We start from the raw sequence: 17797 nt of genomic DNA on the forward strand, positions 1-17797 counted from the left end.
GGCCGGATGTCCGCGACGAGTGCGCCGATGCTGCAGGCCAGCACGATCGAGAAGCAGTACACCGACCGGCGCGGCCTGCGCGTCTCGGCGCTGCACGACGTCACGCTGCACGTCGACAGGGGCGAGTTCCTCTGCCTGGTCGGCCCCAGCGGCTGCGGCAAGTCGACGCTGCTGAAGATCTGCGCCGGCCTGCTGAGCGCCGACGAGGGTGACGTGCGCCTGCACGACACCCCCGTCGTCGGGCCGCGCTCCGAGATCGGGATCATGTTCCAGGACCCGGTCCTGCTGCCGTGGAAGACGGCGGAGCAGAACGTGCTGCTGCCGCGCAAGGTCCATCCGGGTCGCAGCAGGGTCAGCGACGCCCAGGCGCGCGAGGCGGCGCGCGAGGCGCTCGCGATGGTCGGCATCGGGGACTTCGCGTCCTCGTATCCGTGGGAGCTGTCCGGCGGCATGCAGCGGCGCGTGTCGCTGGCGCGGATCGTCTTCCAGGACCCCGAGCTGCTGCTGATGGACGAGCCGTTCACGGCGCTGGACGAGTTCACGCGGCTGAGCCTCAACGTGCTCTTCCGCAGAGTCCTCGGCGAGCGCGGCAAGACCGTCGTGCTCGTCACCCACAGCGTCGAGGAGGCGGTCCTGATGGGCGACCGCGTCGGGATCATGACGCCGCGTCCCGGGGAGCTGAAGAGCGTGCTGGACGTCGAGCTGCCGCAGCAGCGCGGCGAGGACTCGATCACCTCCGAGCAGTTCGCGCGGCAGGTGCTGGAGGTGCGCCGCCAGATGGCGTTCACACGATGAAGGGAGACAGGAACGCGATGAAGGTCGTCGACGTCCACGCCCACACCGCCCCGCGCGGCTTCCTCGAGCGCGCGCCGCGCGACGAGGGTCAGGACGGCGTCAGCGTGCGCGCGTCCGCGGGCGGGGGCGGCTACGAGGTGGTCTTCCGCGGGACCGCCTTCGGGCCGCTGGACGAGCACGCCTACCCGATCCCGCCGATCGACTACGACATCGGCCTGCGGATCGCCGAGATGGAGCGGCTCGGCGTCGACGTGCAGGTGCTCAGCCTCTCGCCGCTGCTGTTCCAGTACGGCGTGCCGGCGGCGCAGGCGGTCCCGCGCGCGCGGCTGCTGAACGACGAGCTGGCGGCCGTGCAGCGGGCGCGGCCGGAGCGCTTCCGCGCGCTCGCGACGCTGCCGCTGCAGGATCCCGACGCCTCCGTCGAGGAGCTGGAGCGGGTGATGGGGTCGCTCGGGATGGCGGGGATCCAGGTCGGCGCCAACGTCTGGGGCAGAGACCTCGACGGGCCGGATCTCGTGCGCGTGCTGGAGCGTGCCGAGCAGCTCGGCGCGGTCGTCTTCGTCCACCCGGCGATCATGCAGTCGTATCCGGGCGCGGTCGCGAACATGGACCGGATCGGCGACTTCTACCTGCGCAACCTGATCGGCAACCCGCTCGACACGACGATCGCGATCGCGCGGCTGCTGTTCGGCGGCACGCTGGAGCGGCTGCCGAGACTGAAGCTGTACCTCGCGCACGGCGGCGGCTACGCGGTCTTCGGGCTGGGCCGCTTCGCGCACGCGCACGGCGTGCGCAGCGAGACGGCGGCCGCGCAGGGAGATCCGCGCGAGCTGCTGCGCAACGTCTACGTCGACACGATCGTGCACGACCCGCCGACGCTGCGCTACGTCGTCGAGATGCTCGGCGCCGAGCGCGTGATGATGGGCAGCGACTACCCGACCGACATGGGCCCCGCCGACCCGGTCGGCGCGGTCGACGCGGCGGGTCTCGACGCCGAGACCCGCGCGCTCGTGCTGGGCGGCAACGCGGCGCGGCTGTTCGGGATCGGGTGAGGAGCTAGTGGTGTGACCGGTTTCGTTTGCCGGGTCCGGCGCTGTCATCGTCGTGGCTGGCAAGGACGCAGATCCGAGGAAGACCGGGGTCTTTCGAGTGATCGAGGACGCCGCCAGGCGCGGCGAGGGCAAGCCCGACCCGGTGAACGTTGCCGGTCACGCCACTAGCGCCTGTGCCCGCGCGCCAGCAGCAGTGCGGGCACCAGCGCGATCGCGAGCGGGACCAGGACCCACCAGAAGGCGTGGGCAAAGGCTCCCGCCACCAGCGCGGTCGCGTGCGGGCGGCCGGCGAGCGCGCCGCCGCCCGGCAGCTCTCCGCCGCCCCCGCCGACGATCGCGAGCGGGAGCTGTTGCAGCTGGCGCTGCAGCCCGACCGCGGCCAGCGCGCCTCCGAGCGCGCCGCCGACGCGGTGCAGCGCGTTGACGACGCTCGCGCCGCGCGGCACCTGCTGCGGGCGCAGGCTCGCGTAGGCGGCGGCCATCCCCGGCATCATCGTCGCGCCGAGCCCGAGGCCGCGCACCAGCAGCAGCAGCGCGATCAGCGGGAACGGCGTGGTGCCGCCGACCTGCGTCAGCGGCGCGGTGCCGGCGAGGCTGATCGCGATCCCCAGCAGCGCGACGCGCCCGCCGCCGACGCGGTCGGTCATGCGCCGCACGAGCGGCATCGCGAGCGCGACGCCGACGCCCTGCGCGGCCATCAGCAGCCCGGTCTGCACCGCGCTCTCGCTGCGCGCGACCTGGAGGTAGAGCGGCAGCGTCAGCCAGACGCCGAAGAACGACGCGCCCGCGAGGAAGACGACGCTGACGGCGGCCGAGAAGCGCGCCGTCAGGAACAGCCGCATGTCGATCAGCGGCTGCGGCACGCGCAGCGCGTGACGCACGGCGGCGGCGATCAGCGCCGCGCCGACGAGCAGCGGCACGTACGCGCTCGCGACCGCGACGGTGCCGTGCTCCGCGGTCTGCGCGAAGCCGAGCACGACGGCCGCGAGGCCGGGCGGCAGCAGACAGGCGCCGAGCAGGTCGAAGGGGCCGGGGTCGCCGCTGCCGCTTCGTTCGGTCGGCCCCAGCGCCCGCCGTGCCAGCAGCAGCGCCGGGATCGTCAGCGGGATGTTGATCCAGAAGATCCAGCGCCATGGGGCGTTGTCGATCACGAGGCCGCCGAGCAGCGGGCCGAGCGTCGGGCCGAGCACCATCGGCACGCCGATCAGGCTTGCGACACGGCCCGCGTCGCCGCCTGCGGAGCGCACCAGCATCGTCATGCCGACCGGCACGATCATGCCGCCGCCGAGCCCCTGCAGCACGCGGAAGGCGATCAGCGCCGGCGCCGACCAAGCGGTCGCGCACAGCAGCGAGGCGAGGCCGAAGAGGCCCAGCGACGCGCTCCAGACGCGGACCGCGCCGAACCGCTCCAGCGTCCAGCCGCTCAACGGGATCGTCGCGGCCAGCGCGAGCATGTAGCCGGTCGCGACGTACTGGATCTCCGAGACGGGCGCGTGCAGATCGCGCGCAAGCGTCTCCAGCGCGACGTTGACGACGGTCGTGTCGAGGAAGGTCATCGTCACGCCCAGCACGACGGCGACGCGCAGCAGCAGCTCGGCGCGCGCGGCGGCGGTGCTGGCGGCGGGGACGGGGGCGGGCGACCGGGCCAAGTGACGCATTGAATATATGATATAGATATCTTGTCCGGTGCAGAGGAAGGGAACTGACGATGGCTGCAGGTCCACTCGACGGCGTGCGCGTGCTCGACATCGCGACGATGCTCGGCATCGGGCACGCGACGTCGCTGCTGGCGGACTTCGGCGCCGAGGTGATCCACGTCGAGCTGCCCGGCCGCGGCGACAGCCTGCGGCAGATGGGCCCGTTCCAGGACGGGCAGTCGCTGCGCTGGGCGGTCGTCGGGCGCGGCAAGCGCTCGATCACGGCGGACCTCCACACCGCGGCGGGCCAGGCGCGCGTGCGCGAGCTGGTGCGCGTTAGCGACGTCGTCGTCGAGAACTACCGCCCCGGCACGCTCGCGCGCTGGGGGCTCGACTACGCAGCGCTGCGCGAGGTCAACCCCGCGATCGTGATGCTGAGCCTGACCGGCTACGGGCAGACCGGGCCCAGCAGCCACAAGCCCGGCTTCGGGCGCGTGCTGGAGGCCGTCAGCGGGCTGATGAACAGCACCGGCGCGGCCGACGGGCCGCCGCTGCAGATCGGCGTGCCGCTGGTCGACTACATCGCCGGCACGACCGCGGCGATGGCGATCTCGATGGCGTTGTACCGGCGCGAGCAGGACCCCGACGGCGCCGGCCAGGCGATCGACCTGTCGCTCTACGAGACGCTCGTGCGGATGCTCGACTCGCTGATCACGCGCTACGACGCGACCGGCGTCGCGCCCCAGCGCCAGGGCAACCGCTACGTCAACGTCGCGCCCTCCGACGTCTACGCGACGCGTGACGGCCGCTACCTCTTCCACAGCTCCGCGACGCAGACGGTCTTCGAGCGGCTCGCGCGCGCGATCGGTCGGGCCGACATGCTCGAAGACGAGCGCTACAGCCGCAACGCCGCGCGGATCGAGCGCGTCGACGAGGTCAACGACATCGTCGCGGCGTGGTTCGCTCAGCACGACTTCGCGGACGCGGTCGCGATCATGGAGGCCGCCGACGTGCCGGTCGGCCCCGTCAACACGATCGCCGAGGTCGCCGCCGACCCGCACCTGCGCGAGCGCGACAGCCTGATCCGCGTCGAGGCTGACGGCGTCGGCTCGGTGCTGATGCCCGGCGTGATCCCGAAGTTCTCGCGCACGCCGGGAGCGGTCCGCCATGGTGGACCTGCGCTGGGACGCGATGACGCGGAGCTCGCCCGATGAGCGGCGCGTGCATCCGCGACGTCGTCGTCACCGTCGTCGCGGTCCCCTACAGACCCGGCGTCGGGGCGATCGTCACCGCCGGACTCGTGCTGACCGAGGCGCGCCACGTGCTCGTCGAGGTGCGCACCGACGACGGTGTCGTCGGGCTCGGCGAGGCGGTTCCGCGGCCGTCGATCTACGGCGAGACGGTCGAGTCGATCGTCGTCGCGCTCCAGCAGCTGCTGGTCCCGCCGCTGCTGGGCATGAGCCCGCTCGACGTCGAGCGGATCTGGCAGCGCTGGGAGCGCGTCGTCGGCAACACGACCGCGAAGGCCGCGCTCGACATGGCCTGCCACGACATCCAGGGCAAGCTCGCCGGCCTGCCGCTGCACCGGATGCTCGGCGGCTGGGCGGGCGGGCGCATCCCGCTGACGATGCCGGTCGCGATCGCCGACGACATGGTCGAGCAGGCGAAGACGGCGGTCGCCGGCGGCTACGGGGCGGTCAAGCTGAAGGTCGGCAAGGACCTGCGCCGCGACGTCGCGACGGTCGAGGCGGTGCGCAGCGCGATCGGCCCTGACCCCATGCTCTACGCCGACGCCAACCAGGGCTACGGGACCAGCGACGCATTGGAGGCCGCGCGCCAGTTCGGCAGCCTCGGCGTCGACCTGCTGGAGGAGCCCGTCAGCGCCGGCAACACGGCGGCGCGCGTGCAGCTCGCGCGAGAGGCGCACGTGCCGCTGCTGCTCGACGAGACGCTGATGACGCAGAGCGACCTGCTGCGCGAGATCCAGCTCGGCACGCCGTCGGCGATCAGCGTCCGCAGCCCGCGCAGCGGGATCACCGGCAGTCGCAAGGTCGTCGCGTTGGCGGAGGCGGCGGAGGTCGCCTGCCTCGTCGGCAGCCACCGCGAGCTGGGCGTCGCGACGATCGCGAGCGCGCACCTGGCGGCCGGCTTCCGCGCGATGAGGCTGCCGGCCGAACTGGGCGTCAGCACGCTGCTGTCGCACAGCCTGCTGACCGAGCCGCTGCGGATCGACGACGGCTGGCTGACGCTGCCCGACGGCCCCGGCCTCGGGATCGAACTCGACCGCGCGGCGGTCTCGCGCCACCGCGTCGGCGACGCGATCGCGATTGCCGAGGCGGTCCGATGAAGCCCGCACGCAGCCTCCTGAGCACGCCGGGCAACCGCCCCGCGATGCTGGCGAAGGCGCTCACGTGCGGCGCCGACGCGATCGTCGCCGACCTGCAGGACTCGGTTCCGGCGGGCGAGAAGGAGCATGCGCGCGAGGCCGTGCGGGAGCTGATCGAGCGGCGCGGGAGCGGCGCGGCGAGTGCGAGCGGCGCGGCCGATGCGCCCGGCGCAAGCGCGACGGAGATCCTCGTCCGCGCCAACTCCGCCGCCAGCGGTCTGCTCGCCGACGACGTCGCCGCGATCGTCGCCCCGGGGCTCGCGGCCGTGCAGCTGCCGCAGGCCGAGTCGCCGGGGGACGTGCTGACGCTCGCGCGGCTGCTCGACGACGCCGAAGCCGCGGCGGGACTTGCGCCCGGAAGCGTCGAGATCCTCGTCTCGCTCGAATCGGCGATCGCGGTGCTGCGGGCGTTCGAGATCCTCAGCGCGTCGCCGCGCGTCGTCGCGACGATGCCCGGGATCGCGGAGAACGGCGACTTGGAGCACGACCTCGGCGCGGTCTACACGCCCGACGAGGTCGGCACCTTCCACGCTCGTGCCCACGTGCTGTTGGCGGCCCGCGCCGCCAAACTCGCGCACCCGGTCGACGGCGTCTACGCGCGCGTCGCTGACGAGGACGGGTTCGTCGCGAGCGCGACGCTCGCGCGCCGGCTCGGCTATCGCGGCAAGAAGGTGATCCACCCTCGCCACGTGCCGCTCGCCAACCGCATCTTCCAGCCGACCGCCGCGGAGCTGGACTTCTCCGCACGCGTGCTCGCCGCGCTCGACGCGGCAGAGGCGCGCGGCGGCGGCGCGACCGTCGTGGACGGGCGCATGGTCGACGTCGCGATGGCCGCGACCGCGCGACAGGTGCTGGCGTGGGGTAGAGACGACCGTGACCGAACGGCGGCCGCTGGCGCGCGCAGCGACCGCCGCGACGACCGCCCGGCAGTCGCCGACGCAAGCAGAGACAGCGAATGAGAACCCAAGGGAGCAACCGATGCAGGCAGTAGTCGCCGTCGAGCACGGACCACCGTCCGCGCTGCAGTTGCAGGAGCTGCCGGAGCCGGTCGCCGGCGAGGGCCGCACCGCGATCCGCGTCGTCAGCGCCGGGGTCAACTTCTCCGACGTGCTCACGATCTCCGGCAGATATCCGGGGCCGCCGCTGCCGTTCGTGCCCGGGATCGAGGTCGCGGGCAACGCGCTCGACGACGGCCGCCCGGTGATCGCGCTGCTCGAGTCCGGCGGCTACGCCGAGGTCGCGACGGCCAACGCGCGGATGGTCTTCGACGCCGACGGCCTCGACCTCGAGAGAGCCGGCGGCTACGCGCTCGTGACGCTCGCCGCCTATTTCGGCCTGCGCTACGCGGCGCGGCTGCAAAGAGGCGAGAGCGTGCTCGTGCTGGCCGGCGCGGGCGGGCTCGGCTCGGCCGCGATCCAGGTTGCGCGGGCGCTCGGTGCCGCGCGCGTCGTCGCGGTCGCCTCCAGCGAGCGCAAGCGCGAGATCGCGCTCGCGCAGGGCGCCGACGAGGCGCTCCCGTACGGCGAGCAGCTGCCGCCGACCGACCTCGTCGTGGACGGCGTCGGCGGCGAGGCGTTCGGCCAGGCGTACCGCGCGACGCGGCGGCTCGGGCGGGTGCTGCTGGTCGGCGCCAGCTCCGGCACGCCGCCCGCGCTGCCGGCGTTCCAGGAGCTGCGCGAGCGCGGCGTCGGGCTGGTGCCGTTCAGCTTCAAGGCGCTGCGCGAGAGCGACGGCGAGTTCGTCGCCCGCACGGCGCCGCAGGCGCTCGACCTGATCCGCAGCGGCGAGGTGCGCCCGCTGCTGGGCTCGTCTCATCCGCTCGCCGACGCGCCCACGGTGCTGGCGGCGCTGGCGGGCCGTGACACCGTCGGCAAGCAACTGCTGAGGACCGGACGATGAGACTCGCGACGATCGCGATCGATCGAAGCGACGCCACCACGGCCGCCGTCATCACCCCCGCCGGCGCGATCCCGGTCGAGGGCTACCGCGACGTCGGCGCGCTGCTCGCGGCCGGCGACGGCGGGCTGGCGGCGGCGCGCGCGGCTGCCGCGGCCGCGCACGCGGGACTCGCCCGGCCGCTCGCCCCCGGCACGCTTCGGGCGCCGGTCCTGCAGCCGGGCGCGACCGTCTGCGTCGGGCTCAACTACAGCAACCACGTACTGGAGATGGGCCGCGAGCTGCCGAAGCATCCGACGCTCTTCTCCAAGCTGCCGCGCGCGCTCGCGCAGCGGCCCGACCGCGCGAGTCTGCCCGCGCCGTCGCTGTCGCAGCAGGCCGACTGGGAGGGCGAGCTGGTCGTCGTGATCGGCCGCCGCGTCGGGGGCGTCCTCGAGCGCGAGCAGGCGCGCGACGCGATCGCCGGCTACACGCTGATGAACGACCTCAGCGTGCGCGACGTGCAGCGCCGCACGACGCAGTGGTTCGCCGGCAAGAACATCGCCGACTCGACCCCGACCGGCCCGTGGCTCGTGACCGCCGACGAGTTCGGCGATCCCGCGCGGCACGAGCTGGTGCTGGAGGTCAACGGCGAGCAGCGCCAGCGCTCCTCGCTCGGCGAGCTGATCTTCGACGCCGCCGACCTCGTCGTCTACGTCGCGCAGCTGTTCGCGCTGGAGCCCGGCGATCTGATCGCGACCGGCACCCCCGGCGGCGTCGGCCAGGCGATGACGCCGCCGCAGTACCTGCGCGACGGCGACCGCGTCACGGTGACGGTCGCCGCGATCGGCACGCTGGAGACGACGTTCGGCGTGCCGCGGGAGCCGGCCCGGGCGGCTCAGACGCGGGGGTAGGGGTACTGCGCCGCGCGGTGCTGGAACGAGAGGATCGCGGGGTTCTGCACGCGACCCTCGCGGATCTCGATCGCGCGGCGGACCGTTTCGCTGCCGTCCCACGCCGCGCCGCCGGCCATCACGATCGGCAGGTACTCCAGCAGCGCCTCGCTGTTCTCCCACGTCGCCGAGTTCCACAGGTACGACGGCGTGTGGTCGACGCCGTAGTAGTGCAGGCCTCTGCCGACGGGGAAGATCGGCGCTTCGAACGAGGTTGGTCGCGCCCACTCGAAGCCCATCCCGAGGTCGCACGAGATGTCGACGAACAGCGTGCCCGGCGCGAAGTGGCCGAGGTCTTCGTCCATCACGAACATCAGCGGCTCGTCGGGGTCCTGCAGGATGCAGTTGACGACGACGTCGTACTGCGCCAGCACCTCCGCGAGCGGTCCCGGCTCCGGATCCTTCAGCGCGAGCGTGCGGCTCGGGTTGGCGGGATCGCGCGCGAAGTGCTGCATCCGCACGGAGGCGAAGGGCGAGGCGACCGCAGCGACGCTGCGCTGCGTCAGCACCGTCACGTCGCTGATCCCGAGCGCCGACAGCGCGCGCACGGCGCCGCGCGCGGTCGCGCCGAAGCTGATCACCGCGGCGCGCAGGCGGCGGCCGTAGTCGCCCGTGGAGCCCAGCAGCGTCAGCGCGTGCAGGACCCCGCAATAGCCCGCCAGCTCGTTGTTCTTGTGGAACACGTGGACGTCGAAGTGACCCTCTCTCGTCCAGTGGTTCATCGCCTCCCAGGCGATCAACGTGAGTCTGCGGTCGATCGCCAGCTGGGCCATCCGCCGGTCCTGCACGCAGTGCGGCCAACCCCACACGACCTGCCCGGGGCGCAGCGTCTCGAGGTCCTCCGAGAGCGGCTTGGGCAGCAGCAGGACGTCGGTCTCCGCCAGCAGCTGCTCACGCGTGCGGATGCCTCCGACGAGCGGTTCGAGCTGGTCGTCGTAGACGCCGAAGCGATCGCCGTAGCCGCGCTCGAGGAAGATGTTGGCGCGCACGTCGGCGGCGATCCGCTCGAAGTGCGCCGGGTGGATCGCCAGCCGGTGTTCGTCCTGCTTGCGCGATGTCGCGACGACGCCGAAGCTCAGTTGACCCATCGACGGAGTGTAGGCGGCGCATCCGCAGCTCCCCGCGCGAGTAGGGGGTTCGGGCGGAACACCGTATGCTCAACGCGTGGCCGCGATCTTCATCACCCCTTCGCAGCCGCCGATCGATCGTCGTCGATGACGACGCTCGTGACCCGCGTGCTCGCGAAGCTCGAGCCCGGTGGGGCGCAACTGTCCGCTCTGCGCGTCGTGCGCGGACTGGAGGCGCACGGCATCGGCTCGCGCGTGCTGGTCGGCTGGGCGTCGCCTGACGGGCTCGCGCTGGCGCAGCGGATGGGCGTCACGGTCGACGTCTACGGCTCCGGCGGCGACCAGCAGTGGCAGGCCGACCCGCGCTTCGCGCGCTGGCTGGAACCGCGCCTGCGCGACGCCGCGCTCGTGCACGCGCACATGTTCGGCGGCTGGTGGGCGGCGAGCTGCGCGATCCCGGACGGCGTCCCGCTCGTCGCCAGCGAGCACAACGCGCTGACGTGGCCGACGGGCGAGCCGCCGCACGCCCTGCGCGGCGGACTCAGACGCGTCGACCGCCTCTACGCGCACGGCCCCGGCGCGCGGCGCGCGATGCTCGACGCGGGGATCGAGCCCGCGCTCGTGCACGACGGGATCTCCCCGGTCGCCGACCTCGACGGGCCGCAGCTGCCGGGCCTGCCGTCGCCGCGGATCGTCTTCGCCGGCCGCCTGCACGCCGAGAAGGGCCCGGACGTGCTGCTCGACGCGCTCGCGCTGCTGCCCGACGCGCCGCCGGCGCTGCTGCTCGGCGAGGGGCCGTTGAGAAGCCAGCTCGCGCGGCAACTGCGGCGCCTGGGCCTGCGCGGGCGCGTGAGACTGCTCGGCTGGCAGGCGCGGCCGAGCGGCACGATCGCCGGCGCGACGGTGCTCGTCGTGCCCTCGCGCGACGAGTCGTGGTCGCAGACGGCGGTGCTCGGGATGGCGCGCGGCGTGCCGGTGATCGGCACCGACGTCGACGGCCTCCCGAACACGCTCGCCGACGGCCGCGGGATCGTCGTCCCGGCCGCCGATCCCGCCGCGCTCGCGGTCGCGATCGACGACGTGCTGCAGGGCCGCCGCACGACCGATCTCGTGGGCGCCCGTCGCTATGCCGTGCGCTTCAGCCTCGAACGCGTCGCCGCGCAGTACGCCGCGGCCTATCGCGAGCTGACCGGCGCGCCGCGAGACGACGCGCCGGAGGACGACCAATGGACCGAACGGGCGGTGGTGCAGGCATGAGCGGCGAGGTGGAGGAGCGCGCGGGTGCGAGCGGCGAGGCGCGTCCGAGCGACGCCCGCGGCGGCGAGCGCGACGGCGGCGAGGTCGAGTGGATCGCGAGCGATCTGCTGGCGTTGCAACTGCTGCGGCCGCTGCTGGACGGCGGCGGCTACCTGCCGTGGAGCAGCGGCGCGATGCGCCCCGGCGGGCTCGTGACGATCTGCAACGAGATCGCGCTCGGCGGACGTCGCCGGGTTGTCGAGCTGGGCGCCGGCGCCAGCACCGTGCTGCTCGCACGCTTGCTGCGCGAGCAGGACACGGGCGCGACGCTCGACGCGATCGAGCACGACGCACGCTGGGCCGAGTGGGTCGGCAAGCGGCTCGCGCGCGAGGGTCTGGACGCGGTCGCGCAGGTCACGTTGGCGCCGCTGGAGCCGCATCCGAGCGCGGCCCTCCCCTGGTACGCCGCGGAGCCCCTCACCGCGGCGCTGGCAGGCACGCCGGTCGACCTGCTGATCGTCGACGGACCGCCCGCGTACGCGCCCGGGACGGGTCTCGCGCGCTATCCCGCGTTGCCGGCACTGCTGCCGTTCCTGGCGCAGGACGCGATCGTCGTGCTCGACGACATCCTGCGCGTCGGCGAGTCCGAGATCCTGCAGCGCTGGGAGCGCGAGACCGCGTTGCGCTTCGAGCGCCGCGAGGCCGAGGCGATCGCGCTCGGCCGCCGGATCGCCTGAGGCGCTCACCGCCCCGGAGAGCGCATCGTGCACTCCGGTCGCCGCGCTCACCGCGAGCGGCGGCAGGCGCGCCGTAACCGTCGAATCGGGCGAAAGCGGGTAGTAGCGTGGCTCTATGCGGCGGATCGCCAGAATCGTGAAGCGGACGCTGGTCTCGTTCTACGACGACCAGATGACCCAGCACGCCGCGGCACTGACCTACTACGGGTTGATGTCGCTGTTCCCGGGGCTGCTGCTGGCGATCTCGCTGCTGGGGCTCGTCGGCCAGTATCCGGCGACCTACAACGCGATCATGAGCTACATGCGCGAGGTCGCGCCGGCCTCGGCGCTCGATCCGCTCGACAGCTCGCTGCGCGCCGCGTTCCAGCACAAGGGCACCGCGGCGACGGCACTCGCCTTCTCCGTCGTGATCGCGTTCTACGGCGTGACCGGCGTGCTGGAGTCGATGCGACGCGCGATGAACGTCGTCTTCGAGGTCGAGAGAGGCCGCAGCTTCCTGCACCGCAAGACGGTCGACGTGCTCTCGACGATCGTGCTGATGACGTTGATCCTCGTCAGCCTGATCCTCGTCTTCGTCGGCGGCGGCTTCGCGGCGGATCTGCTGGGCTTCATCGGCCTCGGCCCCGAGGCCGCCGACGTCTGGAACATCGCGCGCTGGCCGGCTGCGGTCGCGGTCGCCGTGCTCGTCTTCTCGTTCCTCTACTACGTCACACCGGACGTCGCGCACCGCACCTTCCGCTGGGTCACGCCGGGCGCGATCGTCGGCGTGGCGCTGTGGCTGGGCGCCTCCTGGGCGTTCGCGCGCTACGTCTCCGGCGTCGCCAACGTGGGTGCGATCTACGGCGCCTTCGCGGGCGCGATCGTGCTGGTCGGCTGGATCTGGCTGTCGAACGTCGCGCTGCTGCTCGGCGCGGAGTTGAACGCCGCGATCGAGCGCGAGCGGGCGCAGCGCGACAGCGCCCGGCGTGAGCGGACGGTCGAGCTGCCGGTGAAGCCGGCGGGCGCGAGGTGACTACGGGCACCGATCGATTCGTGCCGTTGCCGGATCGGCATCGCGCGTACCCCACGCGTCGGCGTTGGGACGACAGTGCAACGGACGATCGATTCGATGTCGAGCGGTCGCCGAGACCGCGCTCAGCAGTTGCGGGACCGGGTTGATCGGCGTGCCGAAGAGGCGCACTTCGAAGTGCAGGTGAGGGCCGGTCGAGCGGCCCGTCGAGCCGACGTAGCCGATCCGGCTGCCGCCCGCGACCGACTGGCCGACGGAGACCGCGAAGCGCGACAGGTGCGCGTACCAGGTCTCGTAGCCGAGCCGGTGCTGAACGACGACGAGGTTGCCGTAGCCGCCGGTCGTGTACTGCGCGAGCGTCACGGTCCCGACGCCGGCCGCGTTGACCGGCGTGCCGAATGCCTCCGGGAAGTCGAGCCCGGTGTGCCGGCGCCCGCCGACCCAGCCGAACCCGTCCGTCCAGCCGCCCGGCACCGGCCGCAGGAACGCGACGGAGCCGCTCGGCGAGCCGGTCGACACGGTCCCGCTCGACCCGCTGCCGCTCGATCCGGACCCGCTGGATCCGCTCCCGCTCGACGGCACCCGCCGATGCCGCAGCGCGCTGATCGTCGCGGGTCCGGCGACGCCGTCGACCGACAGCCCGGCGGCGCGCTGGTAGCGGACGACCGCGTCGCGCGTGTTCGGTCCGAAGCCGCCGTCGAACCCGTCCGGCCCGAAGCCGCGTGTGTGCAGCAGGAACTGCAGCGCCGCGACGTCCCAACCGCGCTGCCCGCTGCGCAGCGGCCGGCTGCCGAGCGTCGGGCGCCCGCGCCGGCCGAGCGCGTGGCGCGTGCGCGGCCCGGGGACGCCGTCGGCTGCCAGCCGCTTGCGGTGCTGGAAAGCGCGCAGCGCGCGCTGCGTGCGCGGCCCGGCGATCCCGTCGACCGGACCGGGTGAGAGCCCGACCGCGCCGAGCGCGACCTGCAGCGCCGCGGTGCTGGAGCTTGCGGCGCCCGCCGGCGCCGTCGCCGGCCCGAGGGCGACCGCCGTGACGAGCGCTACCGCCACGCCGATCGATGCTGCGACGGTCCGGCGTGAGGACACACCGTCACGATGCCCGCCAAGGTGGTGCGCCGATGCGCCTGGGAAGCGTCTTGCAGGTTGCGGCGCGGTGCCGCTACGTGCGCTCTGCGTCAGCCGCTCGGCCGGGCCGGTCCTTCTTCGCCCTGACCGACTCCCAGCCGTCGTGCGCGTTCTGCTGCAGCGCGAGCAGCACGCCCTCGATGCGCGTGCTCCAGCGCTTCGAGCGCTCACCCGTCAGCGGGACGGTCAGCTCTCCGTCGCTGACCTCGGCGCCTGACCAGTCGAGCTGGCGCGCCGTCGTCTGGGTGCTCATCTGCGTCGTCCCGCCTTCCTGATCGCCTCCAGCACGTGAAGTTCCGGCAGGTGCCCGAGGGTGCGGTGGCGGCGAGTACCGGAATGCCCTCGTCTCAAGCTGTGTCTCACGGCCAGCATGCGTCTCATCGCGGTGTTCGAATGCGTCGTCATCGTGCGCTGCTCCCGGTCGTCGTGCCTGTTCGGAGCCTTCCCATCGGACGCGCAAGACATGTCGGTTTAACGACCGGGCCACGATCGCTTCACCGCACCGCAACGAGATCGGCGTGAACGCCTCTTACGCTCGCGCCGGATGCGCGCCGTGCAGGGAGCCGAGGCGCGTGCCTGTCCGTCTTGCCGATCCCTCCGGAGGACTCTCCATGCCATCATCACGTGCCCGTCTGGGCACGCTGTCCGCGCTTGCCGCAATCGCCGCGGCCGTACCGCTCGGACTGCCATCGCTCGCATCAGCCTCGTCCAACGGCGTCGTCATCTCGGAGCTGCGCGTCGGCGGCCCGCAGGGTGGCAACGACGAGTTCGTCGAGCTGTACAACTCGTCACCCGCCGCGGTCGCGATCGGCGGCTGGAAGCTGCAGGGCTGCGCCAGCGGCTCCGGCGCCGCGAGCGATCGCGTCGCGGTCCCGTCCGGCACGTCGCTGCCGGCCGGCGGTCGCTACCTGTTCGCCAACACTGCCGCCAACGGCTACTCGGGCAGCGTCAGACCGGACGCGACCTACGCGACCGGCTTCTCCAACTCCGGTCAGTCCGGTGCGCGCCTCGTCACGGGCAGCGGCACGATCGTCGACCAGATCGGCTTCGCCGGCTCGCCGTGCGCCGAGGGCTCCGGCTTCGACCTCGCCAGCATCGGCACGACCTCCGGCAACAGCGGTCACCGCACCGGCACCGGCGAGTCCACCGACACCGACGACAACGCGGCCGACTTCAGAATCGGCGCGGCGAACCCGCAGGCGTCCGGCGGCGGCACGACCGACCCCGGCGACCCGGGCGATCCGGAGGACCCGGACATCACGCCGATCCACGCGATCCAGGGCAGCGGCGCGGCCAGCCCGATGAGCGGCCAGACGGTCACGATCGAGGGCGTCGTCACCGGCATCGACGACCTGATGGGCTCCAACTACACGTCGGTCTTCCCCGAGGACGCCGGCATCTGGGTGCAGCAGTCGCCCGGCACCGAGGACAGCGACCCGAACACCTCCGAGGGTGTCTTCGTCGGCTACGTGCGCGGCCCCGGCAACGACCGTGAGGCGCTGCTCGGCAAGCGAGTGCGGCTGTCCGGCGTCGTGAAGGAGAAGTTCAACCAGACGCAGGTCAACATCACGCAGAACACCGAGCCGGTCGTGCTCGGCAACGGCACGCTGCCGGCGCCGGTCGCGATCGACACGGCGAAGGCCGAGGCGCAGACGGTCACCGGCGTCGACAGCAACGGCACGCGCAGCTACTACGAGACGCTCGAGGGCATGCGCGTGACGCTGCCGACGGCGATCGCCAACAGCGGCGGCACGTCGAAGTTCGGCGAGCTGTTCCTGAACCCGGGCGCGACCCGCCAGCGCGTCTTCAACACGACGACCGGCGCGCAGCTCAACTCGCTGATCGCGCTCGTCGACGACGCCGGCGCCGGCGATCCCGACAGAGCCCAGATCGACACGCGCGGGCCGAGCAGAACGCTCGTCGCCGCCGACCTGTTCGCGAGCGTCGACAACGCGACCGGCCCGATGGGCTTCGCGTACTACAACTACGACGTCGTCACGCAGGCCGACGGCATGCCGACGGTGACGCCGGACGCCGACGTCCCCGCCACCTACACGCTGCCGCCGGCAGAGCCGAACGAGCTGCGGATCTCCGGCTTCAACGTCGAGAACCTCTTCCCGCCCGGCGCGATCCTCGACCTGCACACGGTCTCGCAGGCCGAGTACGACGCGAAGCTGGCCGGACTCGCGAACGCGATCCGCGACCGCCTGCGCTCGCCTGACGTCGTCGCCGTGCAGGAGATCGGCGACAGCATCCACGACGTCGCCAACCCGATGACGTTCCCGGCGAAGAACAGCAGAGAGGTCCTGCAGGACCTCGCCGACAGAATCGGCGGCGGCTACGTCGCGTACGCCCAGGAGGGCTTCGACGGCCGCGGCATCGACGTCGGCTACCTCGTCAAGCCCGGTGTGACCGTGCACGGCGACGCGACGCAGGTCGCGCTCGGCGTGCCGCGCCCGGCGACCGAGTGCAACAGCCGCGCAGACCAGGCCTTCGACCGCGTCCCGCTCGCGCTCGACGTCGAGAAGGACGGCCTGCGCACGACGATCGTCAACAACCACTTCAAGTCCAAGGGCGGCACGGACCTGTGCCGCGAGGTCGAGGCCAGAGCGGTCCGCGAGGTCGCCGAGGGCATGGTCGCCGGCGGCAGGAACGTGATCGTCACGGGCGACCTCAACTCGTTCGAGTTCGAGACGCCGCTGACGATCCTGCAGAGCGGCGGCACGCTGACCAACCTGTGGGACAGAGCGCCGGCGCAGGAGCGCTACAGCTACCACTTCAACGGCCGGCTGCAGACGCTCGACCACGCGCTCGTCACCTCGGCGCTGCTGCCGCGCGTGACGGACTTCCGCTACGCCCACCTCGACAACGACTACCACCGCGACTACGCCGTCGGCCAGGGCGTCTCCGACCACGACCCGCCGGTCCTGACGCTGCGCACCGACTTCGTCGCGCCGGCCGACCCGGCGAAGTTCTCGACCGACGTCGCGTCGGTCGACGCCGGCTCGCAGCCGCTCTACACGAGCGGCCCGGTGCAGAGCGTCGTCGTGCGCAACGCCGACCTGCTCGGCCTGCCGGGCGGCGAGGACCTCTCGATCGACCGCATCACGGTCGACGGCGCCGACCCGAGCGACTTCGCGGTCACGTACACGACGTGCACCGCGAGAGCGCTCGCGCCGAACGCGACCTGCTTCGTGCAGCTCCGCTTCAACCCGTCCGCCACGGGTGCCCGCTCCGCGACGCTGACGTTCGAGACGAACGTCGGCCCGCAGACGCTGTCGCTGAGCGGCGCCGGCGTGGACGCGCCGGCGGGGAGAGACGGCAGCGACGGTACTCCGGGGACGCCTGGCAGAGACGGGACCGACGGTAGAGACGGTGCGCCGGGTACGCCTGGCGTCGACGGCAGAGACGGCGCGCAGGGCCCCGCCGGTCCGAGAGGCGCCAGAGGCGAGAGAGGCGCGCCGGGTAAGGACGCCGTCGTGACGTGCTCGATCAGAGGCAGCGCCAACGTCAGAATCAGCTGCTCGATCACGTACAGAAGAGGCGCGAGAGCGGCCTCGAAGGTCAAGTCGAGCGCGAAGGCCGTGCTCGTGCGCAATGGCCGCACCTACGCGAAGGGCCGCGTCGGCAAGCTGAAGGCGACCCGCGCCGTCAAGCGCGGCCGCTACACGCTGCGCGTCGGCACGCTCGAGCTGCCGGTCACGGTTCGCTGAGCTCGTCGCGGTCGCGCACGGTGCTCGCCGCGGGTCGCGGCGAGCACCGCCGGTCGGCTGCATCCGCGCCGCGAGCGCCCCGCAGCGATGCGGGGCGCTCGCGCGTCCGGGCCGCTGGCGACGCCAGATCCTTCCCCTCCTGGTGGCGCTCAAACGCGCGCCGGTCAGCGCCGCAACCACTCGCCTGAACGTTCACGTATCGGCAACTTCGGCGC

General features: G+C 72.8%; 15 protein-coding genes. 11 read left to right on the forward strand and 4 right to left on the reverse strand.

What is annotated here, in order from left to right; translation table 11 throughout:
* Positions 1–6 precede the first annotated feature (6 nt).
* Positions 7–795, forward strand: a complete 789-nt coding sequence (locus tag Q7L65_RS14920) for an ABC transporter ATP-binding protein (RefSeq protein WP_304722264.1) — start codon at positions 7–9, stop codon at positions 793–795.
* Complete coding sequence (locus Q7L65_RS14925; protein WP_304722265.1) at positions 792–1847, forward strand: amidohydrolase family protein; 1056 nt, start codon at positions 792–794, stop codon at positions 1845–1847. The genes Q7L65_RS14920 and Q7L65_RS14925 overlap by 4 nt, the downstream gene beginning before the upstream one ends.
* Positions 1848–2011: 164 nt before the next feature.
* Here Q7L65_RS14925 and Q7L65_RS14930 read toward each other — a convergent pair whose 3' ends face one another.
* On the reverse strand, positions 2012–3505 hold the full coding sequence (locus Q7L65_RS14930; protein WP_304722266.1) for a DHA2 family efflux MFS transporter permease subunit: 1494 nt from the start codon (positions 3503–3505) through the stop codon (positions 2012–2014).
* A gap of 50 nt (positions 3506–3555) precedes the next feature.
* Between Q7L65_RS14930 and Q7L65_RS14935 the strand changes: the two genes are divergently transcribed.
* Genes Q7L65_RS14935 through Q7L65_RS14955 form a run of 5 tightly spaced genes read left to right on the forward strand, consistent with a single transcriptional unit; the run spans position 3556 to position 8659 of the window.
* Complete coding sequence (locus Q7L65_RS14935; RefSeq protein WP_304722267.1) at positions 3556–4698, forward strand: CaiB/BaiF CoA-transferase family protein; 1143 nt, start codon at positions 3556–3558, stop codon at positions 4696–4698.
* The gene (locus Q7L65_RS14940) at positions 4695–5831 is read left to right on the forward strand and encodes a mandelate racemase/muconate lactonizing enzyme family protein (RefSeq protein WP_304722268.1); all 1137 of its coding nucleotides are present in this window, start codon (positions 4695–4697) and stop codon (positions 5829–5831) included. Before Q7L65_RS14935 ends, Q7L65_RS14940 begins: the two co-directional genes overlap by 4 nt.
* The gene (locus tag Q7L65_RS14945) at positions 5828–6829 is read left to right on the forward strand and encodes a CoA ester lyase (protein WP_304722270.1); all 1002 of its coding nucleotides are present in this window, start codon (positions 5828–5830) and stop codon (positions 6827–6829) included. The genes Q7L65_RS14940 and Q7L65_RS14945 overlap by 4 nt, the downstream gene beginning before the upstream one ends.
* A 19-nt stretch (positions 6830–6848) precedes the next feature.
* Complete coding sequence (locus tag Q7L65_RS14950; protein WP_304722271.1) at positions 6849–7769, forward strand: zinc-binding dehydrogenase; 921 nt, start codon at positions 6849–6851, stop codon at positions 7767–7769.
* The gene (locus Q7L65_RS14955; protein ID WP_304722272.1) at positions 7766–8659 is read left to right on the forward strand and encodes a fumarylacetoacetate hydrolase family protein; all 894 of its coding nucleotides are present in this window, start codon (positions 7766–7768) and stop codon (positions 8657–8659) included. The genes Q7L65_RS14950 and Q7L65_RS14955 overlap by 4 nt, the downstream gene beginning before the upstream one ends.
* Here Q7L65_RS14955 and Q7L65_RS14960 read toward each other — a convergent pair.
* Positions 8644–9786 carry a N(5)-(carboxyethyl)ornithine synthase gene (locus tag Q7L65_RS14960; RefSeq protein WP_304722273.1) on the reverse strand — a complete coding sequence of 381 codons (1143 nt, stop codon included), beginning with the start codon at positions 9784–9786 and terminating at the stop codon, positions 8644–8646. The two genes, Q7L65_RS14955 and Q7L65_RS14960, sit on opposite strands and share 16 nt — an antisense overlap.
* A gap of 126 nt (positions 9787–9912) precedes the next feature.
* On the opposite strand from Q7L65_RS14960, the gene Q7L65_RS14965 reads away from it, so the two are divergent.
* From Q7L65_RS14965 to Q7L65_RS14975, 3 genes are all read left to right on the forward strand, one after another.
* On the forward strand, positions 9913–11022 hold the full coding sequence (locus tag Q7L65_RS14965) for a glycosyltransferase family 4 protein (RefSeq protein ID WP_304722274.1): 1110 nt from the start codon (positions 9913–9915) through the stop codon (positions 11020–11022).
* Positions 11019–11738, forward strand: a complete 720-nt coding sequence (locus Q7L65_RS14970) for a class I SAM-dependent methyltransferase (protein ID WP_304722275.1) — start codon at positions 11019–11021, stop codon at positions 11736–11738. Before Q7L65_RS14965 ends, Q7L65_RS14970 begins: the two co-directional genes overlap by 4 nt.
* A gap of 115 nt (positions 11739–11853) precedes the next feature.
* A complete protein-coding gene (locus Q7L65_RS14975) occupies positions 11854–12750 on the forward strand; it encodes a YihY/virulence factor BrkB family protein (RefSeq protein ID WP_304722276.1) in 897 nt (298 codons plus the stop codon).
* Here the strand turns inward: Q7L65_RS14975 and Q7L65_RS14980 are convergent, their stop codons facing one another.
* A complete protein-coding gene (locus Q7L65_RS14980) occupies positions 12751–13794 on the reverse strand; it encodes a peptidoglycan DD-metalloendopeptidase family protein (RefSeq protein WP_304722277.1) in 1044 nt (347 codons plus the stop codon).
* Positions 13795–13903: 109 nt separating this feature from the next.
* Positions 13904–14122 (reverse strand): hypothetical protein, encoded by a 219-nt coding sequence (locus Q7L65_RS14985; RefSeq protein ID WP_304722278.1) that lies wholly within the window; start codon positions 14120–14122, stop codon positions 13904–13906.
* A gap of 358 nt (positions 14123–14480) precedes the next feature.
* Here Q7L65_RS14985 and Q7L65_RS14990 point away from each other — a divergent pair, with 358 nt between their 5' ends.
* On the forward strand, positions 14481–17582 hold the full coding sequence (locus Q7L65_RS14990) for a lamin tail domain-containing protein (RefSeq protein WP_304722279.1): 3102 nt from the start codon (positions 14481–14483) through the stop codon (positions 17580–17582).
* The last annotated feature ends 215 nt before the right edge of the window (positions 17583–17797 follow it).

Source organism: Conexibacter sp. CPCC 206217 (assembly GCF_030646165.1).
In the GTDB taxonomy this organism is placed as follows: domain Bacteria; phylum Actinomycetota; class Thermoleophilia; order Solirubrobacterales; family Solirubrobacteraceae; genus Conexibacter.

Excerpts from the sequence above, each read along its gene's own strand:
- Q7L65_RS14920 (WP_304722264.1), top strand. The coding sequence starts at position 7 with ATGTCCGCGACGAGTGCGCCGATGCTGCAGGCCAGCACGATCGAGAAG.
- Q7L65_RS14925 (WP_304722265.1), top strand. The coding sequence starts at position 792 with ATGAAGGGAGACAGGAACGCGATGAAGGTCGTCGACGTCCACGCCCAC.
- Q7L65_RS14930 (WP_304722266.1), bottom strand. The coding sequence starts at position 3,505 with ATGCGTCACTTGGCCCGGTCGCCCGCCCCCGTCCCCGCCGCCAGCACC.
- Q7L65_RS14935 (WP_304722267.1), top strand. The coding sequence starts at position 3,556 with ATGGCTGCAGGTCCACTCGACGGCGTGCGCGTGCTCGACATCGCGACG.
- Q7L65_RS14940 (WP_304722268.1), top strand. The coding sequence starts at position 4,695 with ATGAGCGGCGCGTGCATCCGCGACGTCGTCGTCACCGTCGTCGCGGTC.
- Q7L65_RS14945 (WP_304722270.1), top strand. The coding sequence starts at position 5,828 with ATGAAGCCCGCACGCAGCCTCCTGAGCACGCCGGGCAACCGCCCCGCG.
- Q7L65_RS14950 (WP_304722271.1), top strand. The coding sequence starts at position 6,849 with ATGCAGGCAGTAGTCGCCGTCGAGCACGGACCACCGTCCGCGCTGCAG.
- Q7L65_RS14955 (WP_304722272.1), top strand. The coding sequence starts at position 7,766 with ATGAGACTCGCGACGATCGCGATCGATCGAAGCGACGCCACCACGGCC.
- Q7L65_RS14960 (WP_304722273.1), bottom strand. The coding sequence starts at position 9,786 with ATGGGTCAACTGAGCTTCGGCGTCGTCGCGACATCGCGCAAGCAGGAC.
- Q7L65_RS14965 (WP_304722274.1), top strand. The coding sequence starts at position 9,913 with ATGACGACGCTCGTGACCCGCGTGCTCGCGAAGCTCGAGCCCGGTGGG.
- Q7L65_RS14970 (WP_304722275.1), top strand. The coding sequence starts at position 11,019 with ATGAGCGGCGAGGTGGAGGAGCGCGCGGGTGCGAGCGGCGAGGCGCGT.
- Q7L65_RS14975 (WP_304722276.1), top strand. The coding sequence starts at position 11,854 with ATGCGGCGGATCGCCAGAATCGTGAAGCGGACGCTGGTCTCGTTCTAC.
- Q7L65_RS14985 (WP_304722278.1), bottom strand. The coding sequence starts at position 14,122 with ATGAGCACCCAGACGACGGCGCGCCAGCTCGACTGGTCAGGCGCCGAG.
- Q7L65_RS14990 (WP_304722279.1), top strand. The coding sequence starts at position 14,481 with ATGCCATCATCACGTGCCCGTCTGGGCACGCTGTCCGCGCTTGCCGCA.